Genomic DNA, 13,458 nt, shown 5'->3' with positions numbered 1-13,458 from the left:
GCGTGGCGTGCCGCCGTCAATTGATCTCTATTCCACCATCCGAAGCGCACGATATCCGGGGTCAGCGATAATTCATGACTAAAACCGATGTACCAGCACGCAGCGAGCGAAGGGGCGCGACCAACTCCGTTTCACGGCTGTTGACCGTCGTCATTCGTTCCGGGCGACTCACCTTTCTTGTGACCTGGGCCGCGCTGTCGATAGCGTCCATCGCGTGGGCAGGGTCGACCCCTCTTGGCGCCAGTCCGGACGAACCGGCGCACATCATCAAGGCGGCCGCGGTTGTTCGAGGCGAGTTCATCGGGGAGCTCACGTCCTCACCGGCCATCACGAAAGTTCAGGTGCCGATCGGGCTCGCGCAGGCGTCGAGCTGGCCGTGCTACGCCTTCAACGCCGCCACGGGCGCCGACTGCATCGGCCGAGTGGACAGCGGCCTCACGCTCAAGAGTGCTCAGACGAGCGCAGGGCTGTACAACCCGATCTACTACGCCATCGTCGGCCTGCCGTCGCTCGTGATCCCCGACACTCAGACATCCGTGCTCGCCATGCGGTTCCTGAGCGGGATACTCTCCAGCCTGTTTCTCGCGTTTGCGTTCACTGGACTTCTTCGACTCGTTCGTCCGGCGATCGCCGGCGCGGCCTTCTTCACCGCACTCACTCCGATGGTGCTGTTCCTGTCCGGGGCGGTGAACCCGAACTCACTTGAGATCGCCACTGGTGCCGCCCTCACGGTCGGCTTGCTTTACCTTGTGCTCGGCGCTCAGGGGCTGCGACGGTCCACGGTTCTCGGCTTCGTCGCCGCATCGGGATTCCTGATGGCGAACGCGCGAGGGCTCTCCCCACTGTGGATGGCGGTGATCGGGATCGCTGTGCTCGTCTTCTCTCCGTGGAGCCGCATCAGGGCGCTGCTCGCGAACCGCGGCGTTCTCGTCGCCCTCACCGTCATGGTGGGTGGGGTGATCTTCGCAGGCGTCTGGCTTCTACGCACGGGCACGCTGAGCGCGATGGGCGTCTTCCCGGGCGCCGGAAAGACGTCGCTCGTCCGTGGCTTCTACGAGATGCTGGTCAATCGGTCCATCGACCCCGGCATCGTGGGCATCTTCGGTTGGCTGGATACACCGGCACCCGCTTTCGTCTATTTGGTCTGGTCCGCCTTGTTCGCGGCGCTGCTGGCAGGAGTATTCGCGCTCGCGAGGGGGCGCGCCCTCGCGGGCTTCCTCGTCGCCCTCGCCGCGCTTGTGTTCGTGCCACCGGTCGTTCAGGCGCTCTCCGTCGAGAGGTCCGGGTTCATCTGGCAGGGGCGATACACGCTGGTCGCCTTCGTGTTCGTCACCCTTTTCGCGGCGGTGGCAATCGGGCGCAGTCATTTCGTCACGGAGCGTGCGCCGGCGGCCGTCGGGGGATTCGTGATTGTGGTCGCCGTGGCCGTGTTCATCGGGCAGGTGTACAGCCTGACGACCGCCATCAACCGCTACTCGGGCACCGCGGCATCCTCGATCGTCGGCTTCCTGCACAACCCGACGTGGGCTCCTCCAGGCGGCTCCCTGCCCTGGATTGCGCTGCTCGCCCTCGGAATGGTCGTGGTGATCTCCCTCTGGCACGCCGCCCAGAAGCTGCCCGAGCCGACGTTCGAGACCGGGGAACCGGTGATCGATCGCGTCTGAACGGCCCGGTACTACCCGCTACTTCTCTGCGGGCTCGAAGGGGAGGAACGTCGGCGACGACGGACTAGCCTGGATGTCGAGTTGCAGTGCGCTGATGAGCATCTGGGTGCCGAGCATCAGCGGCAGCGCGGCAAGCATGACTGTCGCCGCCGTGGCCACCACAGAGCCCGCGATTTGGAAGCAGACCCAGACCGCGACTCCGAGTCCGAACGCGGACAGGAAGAGTCCAAGGACGAGGAGCAGCGCAATGGGCGAGAACGACCACAGCACGTAGCGGTACCAGATTCGGCGCCAAAATCCGCGGAACAGCAGGTTGAGAAGTTCGGGGATGACCCTGCCGAGCTTGATGCTGGAGACCTCGTTGCCGTACACGGCCGGAATCGGGACGTCGACGGCGGAGACCTGCAGGATGTTGAGGTGGATGAGCAGATCGTTCTCGAAACTGTAACGGCGTGAGACCGCGTGCAGAGGCACCCGTTTGAGGGCTTCGGTGCGAATCGCGGTGTAGCCGTTCTGGGGGTCGAAGAGGTGCCAGTACCCGGACGTCAACTTGGTCATAAAGGACAGCACGATGTTGCCGAAGACACGATGCCTCGGCATGCCTTCGAAGGACTCCGGGGAGAAGAAACGGTTGGCCTTGGCGAAGCCGAATCCCTCCACCGTCACCCGATCGAGCAGCTGCGGGAGATAGTCGGGATCCATCTGGGCGTCGCCGGCCATGATTACGTTGACGTCCGAGCCGAGGTCCATGGCAGCGTGGTGCCCCGTGATGATGGCGCCACCGACGCCCTGGTTCACTTCGTGCCTGATCAGGGTCACGCGGGGGTCGGCTGCACGCATGACCGCGCCGGAGGTGTCATCCGGACTGTGGTCGTCGACGATGACGATGTGGTCCACGAAGTCCGGCATCGTCTCGATGACCTTTGAGATCATCTGTTCTTCTTTGTAGGCCGGAACGACCGCAGCGATGGTGGCGCCTTTGTACACGGCTAGTCTTCCTTCGGTGTTGTGCGTCGGGACGGGAAGACCCAGTGCCGGTAGGCAAAATAGTTGCCGATCGTGGTGACAATCGTCGCGACGACCTTGCCCCCGCCCCAGCCCACGATAGTCGAATCGAAGAGAGTGACGATTCCTATCGTGAGCAGCGTATTGACCACCACGAGCAGCGAATACCGCAGAAGCGCTCCGCCGTGCGGGGCGTTCGAACTGAACGAGAAGAGACGCTGGAGCGTGTAGTTGACGCCGAAGCTGGCCACGAACCCCGCTCCGGTGGCGAGCCACAATGGCCACCCGACAAGCCGGTAGAACACGAACACCAGGCCGAAATCCACGACGAACGCCAGGCCGCCGACCGCGACATAGCGCACTCCGCTTCTCCGGGAAAGAGATCCAAGGAGTGTTCGAAGACGCTCCTCGCGGCGGGATTGGTCCAATTCGGACACGTCAGCCGTTCGAGCGGCCGGCGATGACCTGATCGATCACCGAGTGTGAGGGGAAGATCGATGAACGCTCGGTTGCCGCATCGACCTTGCCGTCGATGATGTCGAGAAAGCGCGTGAACTGGGTGGTCAGCGGCTCCTGCGAGGTGATCAGCTCGGGAATCTCGATGACGGTCTGCTGCCTGTACCCACGGCCCTCGTCGTCCGCCGATTCGGCGACGTGCCGGTAGACGGTCACGTCGCGCCTCAGCAGGTCGACCTCGACGAGCTTCTCGCTCTCGTAGACGGACAGCTGTCGGATCTTGCGCTGGCCCACTCGGCTGGCGGAGACGTGCGCCACCGCACCGTTCTCGAACTCGAGCAGGGTCTCCGCGACGTCTTCCGCCTCGGGGTTCGACTCCTTGTGGAAGAAGCCGAGCTTCGAGTTGACCTTGATCGGGTTGGAGCCGAGGATCATGATCGCCAGGTCGACGTCGTGAACGAGCAGGTCCCACGCGACCCCCGTCTTGATGCGCGGAGTGTACGGGGAGTGGCGAGTTGCTGTGACGTGGAACGGGTCGGTGATCAGGGTCATCGCCGTGAGCACGGCCGGATTGAACCGCTCGAGAAGGCCGCACATGAAGGGGAGGTCGCGCCGGTCAGCCTCAGCAAGCACCTCGCTCGTGCGCAGGAGGCTATCGGCCACCGGCTTCTCCACGAGCAGGGCCGTCTCCTGAGCCAGAACCGTCATCGAGAGGTCGAAATGGGCCTCGGTGGCCGCGGCGACAACTACGGCATCGATGTTTGTGAGGTCGGGGAGCTCGGGATACCACTGTGTGTTGAATCGCCCGGCGATTGAGTTGCCTACGTCATCGCGCGGGTCGACGATGCCGACGAGCGTCGCGCGGTCCGACTGGGAGATGACTCTGGCGTGGTTGGTGCCCATGTTGCCGGCCCCGACGAGGAGGACCCGCCGTTGCGCCGTCATGATCGGCCAGACATCACGTCGGTGACCACGGAGATGATGGTGGAGATGTCGTCCTCGCTCAGGGCGTTGTGCACGGGCAACGACACGACCTGGCCCGCGAGCTTCCGGGCGACCGGAACCTCGGACTGCGCGACCCGAGGATGGTCGCGGTAGGCGTCGTAATCGAAGAGCAGCTTCGGGTAGTAGACGCCTGCCCCGACCCCTGCCTCATGAAGGCGGGCAACGAACTCGTCGCGATCGAGCGGGGCATCCTCCGTGACACGAATGGTGAACTGGTGCCACACGTGCGACCGGCCATCGAGTTGGCGGGGAACGATGAGGCCGGGGACGTCGCCCAGGCCCGCGATGAGCCGATCGGCCGTCGACTGGCGGGTGGCGACGGTGCTCTCGTACCGCGCCAGTTGCGGAATCGCGATTGCGGCCTGCAGGTCGGTGAGTCGGTAGTTGTGGCCGGCGACCTCGTAGACATAACGTTCCCGCATGCCTTGGTTTCGCAAGATCCGGAGTCGGTCGGCCAGGGCGTCGTCATCGGTGACGATCATGCCTCCCTCGCCGGTAGTGATGTTCTTGGTCGCGTAGAAGGAGAACGTTCCGATGCCATAGCTGCCGGCCGGTCGACCAGAGTAGGTGGCGCCGTGGGACTGCGCCGAGTCCTCGAGGATTCGCAGATCGTGCACGGCTGCAAGCTTCTCGAGGGGAGCCATGTCGGCCATTTGGCCATAGAGGTGAACGGGCATGATCACCCGCGTGTGCTCGCCGATTCGGGAGGCAACCGAATCCGGATCGAGGTTGAAGTCGTCTTCACGGATGTCCGCGAAGGTGACGCTGGCGCCGGCCTCGAGGATGGCGTTGAGGGTGGCAACGAAGGTGAACGGGGTCGTGATCACTTCGTCGCCGGGCTGCAGATCGAGAACCTCGAGCGCCGCGACGAGGGCGGTCGTTCCGTTGTTTACCGCGATCGCATGCTTGTGGCCAAACATTGACGCGAATTCCTCTTCGAACCTCTTCACCATCGGTCCTTGAGCGATCGAGCCGGACCTGAGAACTCCGAGTACGAGATCTTCTTCTTCTTGTCCAAATCGAACGGATGTAATGGGGATCATCGGACCTCACGGAGCTGATTGCGAAATTTGAGCCGAGCAAACATGCAACTATAACGTAGACGTTCTGCGAGCTGCCTCTGCTTCGGGGCCCCTGCGCGGTGAAGGGATCAGACGTGAATTCGATTCACCCATCGGCGATCATCACCGGTGACGTGACCATGGGCACCGGAAACACCGTCGGTCCCCTCGCGGTGATCACCGGTCCGGTCTCGATCGGAAACGGCAACTGGATCGGCACGGGCGCCGTGATCGGCGCCCCGCCCGAGGTGCGCTCGTGGGAGCATCCGACCGATTCGCTGGCGATGAGTTCCGGCAATGGAATCGTGATCGGCGACCGCAATGTGATCCGCGAGTACGCCCAGGTTCATCAGGGCTGGAAGGGCACGACCCGACTGGGCGACGACCTTTTCGTCATGAATCAGGTCTACATCGCGCACGACTGCGTGCTGGGCGACCGGATCACCCTCGCGTCGAGCGTGCTCCTGGCCGGCCACGTCGAGATTGGCGACAACGCGAATCTCGGCCTCGGCGCGGCCGTACACCAGTCGCGCTTCATCGGTGCGGGGGCGATGGTGGGAATGGGCGCGGTGGTGACGAGAGACGTGCCGCCGTTCGCCAAGTCGTTCGGGAATCCGGCTCGGCTGCACGGGGTGAATGCGGTCGGAATGTCGCGACTCGGAATCGACGACGACACGGTGACCGCGCTCAGGCTCGCCTACGAGGCGAACGATCTGACCCGCTCGGGTCTGGAGGGGCTGCGCACGAGGGAGAGCGTGCGACCGTTGATCGAACGGTGGCTCGAGCGCGCCGCTCACTGAGGCCAGCGCCAGAGCCGTTGACGCTCACCCCCGCAGGCGGTCGAGCTCCGACGTGACCATGATGCGCACGAGCTGGCGGAAGGACACGCTCGGCTCCCAGCCGAGAGAGCGCAGGCGAGACGGATCGCCGACGAGAGTCTGCGGGTCGGCCGGACGATAGAGGGCCGGGTCGATGATCACCCTGTCCTCCCAATGGCTCACGCCCGCGACATCGAAGGCCTCGGCCACGAACTCCCTGACCGTGTGCGAGACACCGGTCGCGACGATGAAGTCGCCGCTCATCGGATGGGAGATGATGCGGATCATGGCGTCCACATAGTCCGGCGCGTAGCCCCAGTCTCGATGGACCTCGATGTTCCCCAGCGTGATCGTCTCCTGCAGGCCGGCAGCGATCCGCGCGACCGCGACCGCGATCTTGCGGGCAACGAAGGTTTCGGGGCGGCGAGGCGACTCGTGGTTGTACAGGATGGCTGTGCTCACGTACATGCCGCGCTTGCGGTAGACACCAGCCATCTCGTGCGCGAATTCCTTGGCGGCACCGTATGGCGTCACCGGCAGCCGCACCGTCTCTTCAGTCTGTGGCGCCTCGGTGGTGTCTCCGAAGATCTCCGCGCTCGAAGCCTGCAGCATTCGCACCGGCCTATTCGTGCGCTGGGAAAGCTTCCACGAGGCCTCGAGCAGTCTGATAGGCCCAACGCCCAGGATGTCCGCGGCCTCCGCCGGGAATTCCCAGGACCGCGCGACGGAGGTGTTGCCGGCGAGATTGAAGAGCCTGGTCGGTTCGACCTCGTCCACGAGGGCGCGGATGGCCGGCGAATCGCCGAGGTCGGCGACGTGCGCAACGGCCCGCGGATGGCGGGCGCGCAGCAGTGTCGCGCCGTGCTCGGAGTGGCACATGCCGTGCACCTCGTCGCCCGCCTCGAGAAGCCTGTCCACGAGGTACATGCCATCCTGGCCGTTCGCCCCGGTGATGAGTGATCGTTCGCCTGTCGTCACGACACCCCCCGGTAGACGCCGAGGTGCACATCGCGGCACCCTTCCCAGGTGAACTTTCGCACCTGGCGGAGGCCGGCCGCGGCAAGCTCGGGACCGCGGCGCATCGCGTCGGAGATGCCTGCGGCGATCGCGCCGATTTCGGTCGGGTCGAAGAGCACGGCGGCGTCTCCACAGACCTCGGGGATCGATCCGGCGTTCGAGGCTGCGACCGGGCACCCCGACGCCATCGCCTCCAGCGGGGGGAGGCCGAATCCCTCGTAGAGGCTGGGGAAGGCCAGGACGGAGGCCGAGCGGTACAACTCCCTGAGCTCTTGCGAGCTGACAAGACCGCGGCGGTCCACCCAGTCCGGCAATTCCCCGAGACTATCGAGAGCGCCCCCGGTGAGCACGAGTCGGGTCTCCGGGCTGGTCAGACGCACGATGGTCATCGCCTCGATGAGGCGGGCGTGGTTCTTGTGCTGCCAGCCGCGCGCCGGGTACAGCACGAAGTCGTCGCGGGCGCCGGAGTTCGGGGCGAACTGCTCCGCGTCCACTCCAAGGTGGGCGACGTGAATCTTCTCCGGATCGAGGCCGAGCAGTTCCACCATTCGTCGCTTCGCGAACTCGCTGATCGTGATCACGGCGTCTGCCGACTTCGCGCCGCCCTCGTAGAACCGTCGGCGGTAGGCGAGCTCGGGACGGGAGAAGAGGTGCGGCAAGTCGAGGTGCTGCACGTCGAGCAGCGTCTGAACGACGGCCGTTCCGCGGGCGGGGCGCGGCACGGAAACCGTCAACGGGAAGTGCACCACGTCGGCCGACCGCATCGCGTGCCTGATGGAACCGGCGAAGACCGTCGCGCTCGCAATGGCGCTGAGCCGTTGTGCGGTCGATGGCCCACCCCGCACAAAGGAAAACGCTCGCTCGGGAATTCCCTCGCTGAATCCGCGCCCCGTGATGCCGACGTACGCGGTGGCAGAGACGTCTTCGACGCCCGCCAGCTGGCGAGTCAGCTCGCGAGCGTAGGTCTCGCTGCCACCCATTCCCCCGGGCACTAGCGTCAACATCGAGAGGGCAACCTCTAGCATCGTCGCGCCGGCTTACTGCGTCTGCACACTGTCCACGTACCGGATGCCGCCCAGCTCGAGGGCCTTGATGTCGGCATCGACCATGATCTGGGCGAGGCGTGGAGTGAGGATGGTCGGGGTCCAGCCGAGGACGTCTCTTGCCTTGCTCGCATCGCCGATGAGCGAGTCGACCTCCGTGGGGCGCAGGTACCGTTCGTCGAATCTCACGTACTTCTCCCACTCGAGACCGGCGTGCTCGAACGACAGCTGCAGGAAGTCCTTCACCGTGAAGGCGGTGTTGGTGGCGACGACGAAGTCCCCGGGGGTGTCATGCTGCAACATCAGCCACATGGCCTCGACGTATTCGGGGGCGTATCCCCAGTCGCGCACCGAATCGAGGTTTCCCATGAAGAGTTCCGTCTGCTGGCCGGCGGCGATGCGCGCGACGGCACGAGTGATCTTGCGGGTGACGAAGGTGTCGCCGCGCCGCGGGGACTCGTGGTTGAAGAGCACGCCGTTGGAGGCGAAGATGCCGTACGCCTCGCGATAGTTGCGCGTGATCCAGTAGGAATAGAGCTTCGCGACGCCGTAGGGGGAGCGCGGGTAGAAGGGGGTGTTCTCGTCTTGCGGTGGCGGCGTGGCGCCGAACATCTCGGAACTGCTCGCCTGGTAGAAGCGGGTGTCGAGCCCGAGCGCCCTGATGGCCTCGAGGAGACGGATGGTGCCGAGGCCCGTCACGTCTCCCGTGTACTCCGGCTCGTCGAAACTGACTCGAACGTGCGATTGGGCGGCGAGGTTGTAGACCTCGTGCGGCTGGATCTCGTTCAGCAGGGTGACGAGCCGGGAGCCGTCGGTGAGGTCGGAGTAGTGAAGAAACAGCCGGGGGTGCGGGACGTGCGGATCCTGGTAGATGTGGTCGATCCGGTCGGTGTTGAAGGTCGACGACCTGCGGATGAGACCGTGAACCTCGTAGCCCTTGCCGAGCAGAAGTTCGGCCAGGTAGCTGCCGTCCTGACCGGTGATGCCGGTGATGATTGCTTTCCTGGGCGTGGTCTCAGTCATTCAATTGCTCCCAGGGCACAGATCTACGCGACGTCTCGAGGTAGTGCGGTAAAACGGTGTCAGCCTAGCGCAGGGGATCTCAGTCGGCCTGTGCCGCGAGCGCCCGAGCCTCGATAGACCGCGCCCGTGCGTTGACGCGACCCGCTGCGATCGACGACGCCCACCGGATGGGGTAGTGCCACGCACCGCTGATCGGCCGAAGACCCGACGGCAGGTGCCGTCTCTTCACGGACTCCGCCTCCCTGCTCGAGTCGAGACGGTTGGCCACCGTGAGCGAATCGGGGTGCCAGCGGAACGCGGACACCGAAGCTCGGGTCCAGACGAACCTGCCGTGCTTGCGAAGCTTGAGGAAGGCATCGAGGTCCATCGCGAACTTGAGGGCGGGGTCGAACCCGCCGATGGCCTCGAGGGCATCGAGCCGTACGACCGTTCCCGGGTGAGGGATGAGGTCGGGTCCCCACGGGAGCAGGAAGGTCGCGAGTCGGCCGGCATTGCTCACCGCGATGGTCCTGCCTTCTGTGTCGATGTAGTCGCATCCTCCGAACGCGAGCACCGCCTCCTCGACCGCGTCGAGCTCGGCGCTGAGCGTGGCGAGCCCGTGCGGGCGCAGCAGGTCGTCATCGCCAACCCACGCGTAGTACTTCTCGGTGGTCCTGACGGACAGCCCGCAGTTGATCGCCGCCGAGATCCCCGCCTTCGGGTCGTCCACGACCACCGCTCCCAGCGATGCCGCGAGTTCCCGCGCGGCCACCGCCGACGGCGGCGCGACCACGACCAGGGTGACGGAAACCTCCGCACGCTGCTCGTTGACTGAGTCGAGTGCCTGCCTCAGAGTCTCGAGCCGATCGCCTAAAGTGGGGAGAACTACGAGTATCTCGGGGTGTGACATCCCTCTTGCTTTCTGAATAGCTACTCAACGGATGAGTCGTACGGCTGGCAGCCAGGAATCGGCAGTGAACCGCAAGCGTTCTGCAAAGGCGCGACGCGCTTAGTGAGTATAACGAGGTTGCAAATTTTGGAATCGCTGGACAGATCCGCCCGAATCTACATAGCCGGCCACAACGGCTTGGTCGGTTCGGCCATCTGGAGACACTTCACCGCCGAGGGGTTCACGGACCTGATCGGCGCTTCGTCGTCTGAACTCGACCTGCGCGATCGCGGCCGCGTGTTCTCCTACATCCGTGACACGAATCCCGACGTCGTCATCGATGCCGCCGCCCGCGTGGGAGGCATCCACGCGAACGACACGTTCCCGGCCGACTTCCTCACCGACAACCTCCAGATTCAGACGAACCTGATGGACGCCGCGAACGCAATCGACGTCGATCGCCTGCTGTTCCTCGGCTCCTCATGCATCTATCCCAAGTACGCGCCGCAGCCGATCAAGGAGTCGTCACTTCTGACCGGCGTGCTCGAACCCACCAATGAGGCGTACGCGATCGCAAAGATCGCGGGAATAATGCAGGTGCAGGCGTATCGCAAACAGTACGGCCGGCGCTGGATTTCGGCGATGCCGACCAACCTGTATGGCCCGGGTGACAACTTTCATCCCCAAAACTCGCACGTGCTTCCCGCGCTCATGCGCCGCATCCACGAGGCGAAGCTGCAGGGCGCCTCCGAAGTCGTGATCTGGGGGTCCGGCACCCCACGCCGTGAGTTCCTCTACGTTGACGACCTCGCCCGAGCGTGCCTCTTCCTGCTCGAGCACTACGACGACGGCCAGACGATCAATGTCGGGGTCGGCGACGACCTGTCGATTCACGACCTTGCTGTGCTTCTCGCCGAGACCGTCGGCTTCGAGGGCGAGCTGGTGCAGGACACATCCCAACCGGACGGGACTCCCCGGAAACTGCTCGACGTCAGCCGCCTGACCGCTCTCGGATGGCAGGCCGCCGTGGGGTTCCCGGACGGCATCGCGAGAACCTACGACTGGTACCTTCACAACATCGATCACCTGCGCACGAAATAGTCCAGAGTCCCATTGGGTACTATTCCCCTATGGTCGCCACGTTGGAACGAACGCTTGTGGTGATGCCGGCCTTCAACGAGGAATCGTCCGTGCGGCAAGTAGTTCTGGAAGTCTTCGAGAAGTTGCCAGGCATTACGTGCCTCGTCGTCGACGACGGATCCATCGACGACACGGCCGCCGAGGCCCTGGCCGCCGGAGCGCTGGTGGCGCGCCTGCCGTTCAACCTCGGAGTCGGCGGCGCGATGAGGGTCGGCTTCCGCTACGCGATGGAGCAGGGCTTCGACAACGTCGTTCAGGTGGATGCCGATGGCCAACACGACCCCGCTGGGGTGCACGCGCTTCTCGAGCGGCTCGAATCGGCCGACCTTGTCGTCGGCGCGCGCTTCGCGGGCAAGGGCGACTACGTCGTGCGCGGCCCGCGTCGTCTGGCCATGGTGCTGCTTTCCCAGTTCCTCAGCCATACGGCCGGCACCAAGCTCACCGACACCACCTCGGGTTTTCGGATGAGCGGGCCAAGAGCCGTCCGACTCTTCGCAGAGCACTACCCGGCGGAGTACCTCGGTGACACCGTCGAGTCCCTCGTGATCGCGGTCCGGGCACGCTGCGTCATCGCGCAAGTGCCGGTGGCGATGCGAGTGCGTGCCGGCGGACGTCCGTCGCACCATCCATTGAAGGCGGCCGGCTACCTCGGTCGCGCCATTCTCGCCCTGCTGTTCGCCCTCATACGACCTCCGGCGCGACTTCACGGAGTAGAGGTTTCCCCCTGATGACCGCAGCGAGCTACGTCCTCGGGGTTCTCACCGCGCTTGTGACGCTGGGGGTGGTGATCGAGATGTTGCGACGGCGCAGACTGCGTGAGCGCCACGCTATCTGGTGGCTCATCGCCGGCACCCTGGCGCTTGTGGTCGGGGTATTCCCCAACGTGCTGGGCTGGGCGGCGTCGCTCCTCGGCGTGACCGTTCCCCTCAATCTCGTCTTCTTCGTGAGCGTTGCGGTGCTCTTTCTCGTCTGCATCCAGCACAGTGCCGAACTCACCAACCTCGAGGCGAAGATCCGTTCCCTCGCCGAAACGGCGGCTCTGCAGGCCATGCGAATCGATGAGTTGGAGAAGCGGAAGGAATCACGCGGAGTGGCCGACGGTTCGACTGCCGCGCGCTGACCCGACGAGATAGGCGCAGTGCACTGCCAGACCGGCAAGCGGAGCGCAGAGTAGCGTCAGCACGGTCCTGAGCGTGAACTCGATCGGCAGAAGCAGCACACCGAGGGTGACCACGGCGGCTATCACCCAACCCGCCGAGTACACGAAATGACGCGAGCGCGAGAGCACGGCGGCCGCGCTGATGCACAGCGCTGCGACCAGGGCTGACGACCCCACGAGGGCGGCGATGAACCAGCCTTCGACGGCCACCCGGGGAAACAGGAAATGGAACACCGCCGGCCCGATCAGCCAGCCGGCCGCGGCCAGAACCACGCCGCTCGCAACGATCACCGCCTGCACCCCGAAGAAGATTCTCCAGAAGCGTTGTTCCGAGTTGCGGAAGGTCACCACGAAGTAGCTCTGCAGCGACATCGCGACAACGATGAGCGGGGCGCGGGTGAGGGTGATGGCGAGGATGTAGGTGCCGATGAGCGCCCTCGGCTCCGCCGGTGAGGTCAGACCGAGGAGCAGGGCGAAGCCGCTCACCATCAGACCGGTCGAGGCGGCGGCGACGATCGTGCGCGCCACATTCCAGAAGAGGGTGCCGAACGGCACATCGAGCGTGGACTTGCCGACGACGAAGCTGCGAACGTACGGCCAGAGGGCGATCATCGTGAGGGGGAAGGGCGCGGCGACGGCCCAGGCCAGGGCCGTCACGTTGGTCGTGAACAGCAGGACAGCGCCGATCGCGGCGAGACGCAGCACGGCGTCGGCGATCATCATCATGGCAAGCGGACGCCACGCGGAGACCCCGTAGAGGGATCCGCACAGGACGGCGACCAATACGTAGGACGAGGTTCCCACCGCGAGCGGCCAGACGAGGCTCCAGCCCTCAGCGGGGAAGATGGCCGTCACCCACAGCGGCGCCGAGCCCACCACGACGACGAAAACCATCACCGCCGCCGACAGGGCGAACGAGCGCGCCTTGTTGGAGTGAGGGACAGCGGCGGCGGGGAGCGGATGAGTTCCCCTGGCGATCTCCTGCTGAATTCCGAAGAGAGCACCCACAACGAGGTAGATGGTGGACCAGAAGATCGCGAAGACCGCGTAGTCGGCCAGGCCGATTGCGTTCGGTACGAGGAGGGTGACGGCGTAGGCGGCCACCCCGGCGATCGCTGTGGCGATCACAATGGTCGTGAACCCCGAGGTGCGGGTCGTCCGGGCCAGGCCCGGTTTCGCGTCGGTCACGCGCTTCATCC

Annotated in this window: 14 protein-coding genes; 5 read left to right on the top strand and 9 right to left on the bottom strand. The window is 65.0% G+C overall.

Annotation, left to right across the window (positions count from 1 at the left end; all coding sequences use genetic code 11):
- Nucleotides 1–74 precede the first annotated feature (74 nt).
- Nucleotides 75–1,664, top strand: a complete 1,590-nt coding sequence (locus FVP33_RS17355) for a DUF2142 domain-containing protein (protein ID WP_147784957.1) — start codon at nucleotides 75–77, stop codon at nucleotides 1,662–1,664.
- An 18-nt stretch (nucleotides 1,665–1,682) separates the two neighbouring features.
- Here the strand turns inward: FVP33_RS17355 and FVP33_RS17350 are convergent, their stop codons facing one another.
- The 4 genes from FVP33_RS17350 to FVP33_RS17335 form a co-directional block, all read right to left on the bottom strand.
- Nucleotides 1,683–2,651 (bottom strand): glycosyltransferase family 2 protein, encoded by a 969-nt coding sequence (locus FVP33_RS17350; RefSeq protein WP_147784956.1) that lies wholly within the window; start codon nucleotides 2,649–2,651, stop codon nucleotides 1,683–1,685.
- 2 nt (nucleotides 2,652–2,653) lie between these two features.
- Nucleotides 2,654–3,031: a GtrA family protein gene (locus FVP33_RS17345; protein ID WP_187270785.1), complete on the bottom strand. Its 378-nt coding sequence runs from the start codon at nucleotides 3,029–3,031 to the stop codon at nucleotides 2,654–2,656.
- Between the two features lie 76 nt (nucleotides 3,032–3,107).
- Complete coding sequence (locus FVP33_RS17340) at nucleotides 3,108–4,070, bottom strand: Gfo/Idh/MocA family protein (protein WP_147784954.1); 963 nt, start codon at nucleotides 4,068–4,070, stop codon at nucleotides 3,108–3,110.
- Nucleotides 4,067–5,173, bottom strand: coding sequence for a DegT/DnrJ/EryC1/StrS family aminotransferase (locus FVP33_RS17335; RefSeq protein ID WP_147784953.1), 1,107 nt, complete (start codon nucleotides 5,171–5,173; stop codon nucleotides 4,067–4,069). The genes FVP33_RS17340 and FVP33_RS17335 overlap by 4 nt, the downstream gene beginning before the upstream one ends.
- Before the next feature lie 113 nt (nucleotides 5,174–5,286).
- Here FVP33_RS17335 and FVP33_RS17330 point away from each other — a divergent pair, with 113 nt between their 5' ends.
- Nucleotides 5,287–5,991: an LbetaH domain-containing protein gene (locus tag FVP33_RS17330; protein ID WP_147784952.1), complete on the top strand. Its 705-nt coding sequence runs from the start codon at nucleotides 5,287–5,289 to the stop codon at nucleotides 5,989–5,991.
- Between the two features lie 24 nt (nucleotides 5,992–6,015).
- Here FVP33_RS17330 and FVP33_RS17325 read toward each other — a convergent pair whose 3' ends face one another.
- The 4 genes from FVP33_RS17325 to FVP33_RS17310 form a co-directional block, all read right to left on the bottom strand.
- A complete protein-coding gene (locus FVP33_RS17325) occupies nucleotides 6,016–6,987 on the bottom strand; it encodes a GDP-mannose 4,6-dehydratase (protein WP_246142402.1) in 972 nt (323 codons plus the stop codon).
- Complete coding sequence (locus tag FVP33_RS17320; RefSeq protein ID WP_187270784.1) at nucleotides 6,984–8,030, bottom strand: glycosyltransferase family 4 protein; 1,047 nt, start codon at nucleotides 8,028–8,030, stop codon at nucleotides 6,984–6,986. The genes FVP33_RS17325 and FVP33_RS17320 overlap by 4 nt, the downstream gene beginning before the upstream one ends.
- Nucleotides 8,031–8,063: 33 nt before the next feature.
- Nucleotides 8,064–9,092, bottom strand: a complete 1,029-nt coding sequence (gene gmd, locus FVP33_RS17315; protein ID WP_147784950.1) for a GDP-mannose 4,6-dehydratase — start codon at nucleotides 9,090–9,092, stop codon at nucleotides 8,064–8,066.
- Between the two features lie 79 nt (nucleotides 9,093–9,171).
- Nucleotides 9,172–9,981 (bottom strand): glycosyltransferase family protein, encoded by an 810-nt coding sequence (locus FVP33_RS17310; RefSeq protein ID WP_147784949.1) that lies wholly within the window; start codon nucleotides 9,979–9,981, stop codon nucleotides 9,172–9,174.
- A 126-nt stretch (nucleotides 9,982–10,107) separates the two neighbouring features.
- On the opposite strand from FVP33_RS17310, the gene FVP33_RS17305 reads away from it, so the two are divergent.
- From FVP33_RS17305 to FVP33_RS17295, 3 genes are read left to right on the top strand one after another with little or no spacing between them, the layout of a single operon-like run.
- Nucleotides 10,108–11,061 (top strand): GDP-L-fucose synthase family protein, encoded by a 954-nt coding sequence (locus FVP33_RS17305; protein WP_147784948.1) that lies wholly within the window; start codon nucleotides 10,108–10,110, stop codon nucleotides 11,059–11,061.
- A 29-nt stretch (nucleotides 11,062–11,090) separates the two neighbouring features.
- Entirely contained in the window at nucleotides 11,091–11,828 is a 738-nt protein-coding gene (locus FVP33_RS17300) for a glycosyltransferase family 2 protein (RefSeq protein ID WP_147784947.1), read from the top strand.
- Nucleotides 11,828–12,220: a DUF2304 domain-containing protein gene (locus FVP33_RS17295; RefSeq protein ID WP_147784946.1), complete on the top strand. Its 393-nt coding sequence runs from the start codon at nucleotides 11,828–11,830 to the stop codon at nucleotides 12,218–12,220. The genes FVP33_RS17300 and FVP33_RS17295 overlap by 1 nt, the downstream gene beginning before the upstream one ends.
- Here FVP33_RS17295 and FVP33_RS17290 read toward each other — a convergent pair.
- On the bottom strand, nucleotides 12,182–13,447 hold the full coding sequence (locus FVP33_RS17290) for a hypothetical protein (protein ID WP_147784945.1): 1,266 nt from the start codon (nucleotides 13,445–13,447) through the stop codon (nucleotides 12,182–12,184). The two genes, FVP33_RS17295 and FVP33_RS17290, sit on opposite strands and share 39 nt — an antisense overlap.
- Between the last annotated feature and the right edge of the window lie 11 nt (nucleotides 13,448–13,458).

Origin of the sequence: Lacisediminihabitans profunda, assembly GCF_008040105.1 — a bacterium.
Lineage (GTDB): Bacteria > Actinomycetota > Actinomycetes > Actinomycetales > Microbacteriaceae > Lacisediminihabitans > Lacisediminihabitans profunda.
Note: the sequence above shows the minus strand (reverse complement) of the source record. Positions and strands in the feature narration are given on the sequence as shown.

Bases quoted from the DNA above. Each gene is read 5' to 3' on its own strand.
- FVP33_RS17300 (WP_147784947.1), top strand. From the start codon at position 11,091: ATGGTCGCCACGTTGGAACGAACGCTTGTGGTGATGCCGGCCTTCAAC.
- FVP33_RS17310 (WP_147784949.1), bottom strand. From the start codon at position 9,981: ATGTCACACCCCGAGATACTCGTAGTTCTCCCCACTTTAGGCGATCGG.
- FVP33_RS17320 (WP_187270784.1), bottom strand. From the start codon at position 8,030: ATGTTGACGCTAGTGCCCGGGGGAATGGGTGGCAGCGAGACCTACGCT.
- gmd (WP_147784950.1), bottom strand. From the start codon at position 9,092: ATGACTGAGACCACGCCCAGGAAAGCAATCATCACCGGCATCACCGGT.
- FVP33_RS17295 (WP_147784946.1), top strand. From the start codon at position 11,828: ATGACCGCAGCGAGCTACGTCCTCGGGGTTCTCACCGCGCTTGTGACG.
- FVP33_RS17355 (WP_147784957.1), top strand. From the start codon at position 75: ATGACTAAAACCGATGTACCAGCACGCAGCGAGCGAAGGGGCGCGACC.
- FVP33_RS17340 (WP_147784954.1), bottom strand. From the start codon at position 4,070: ATGACGGCGCAACGGCGGGTCCTCCTCGTCGGGGCCGGCAACATGGGC.
- FVP33_RS17335 (WP_147784953.1), bottom strand. From the start codon at position 5,173: ATGATCCCCATTACATCCGTTCGATTTGGACAAGAAGAAGAAGATCTC.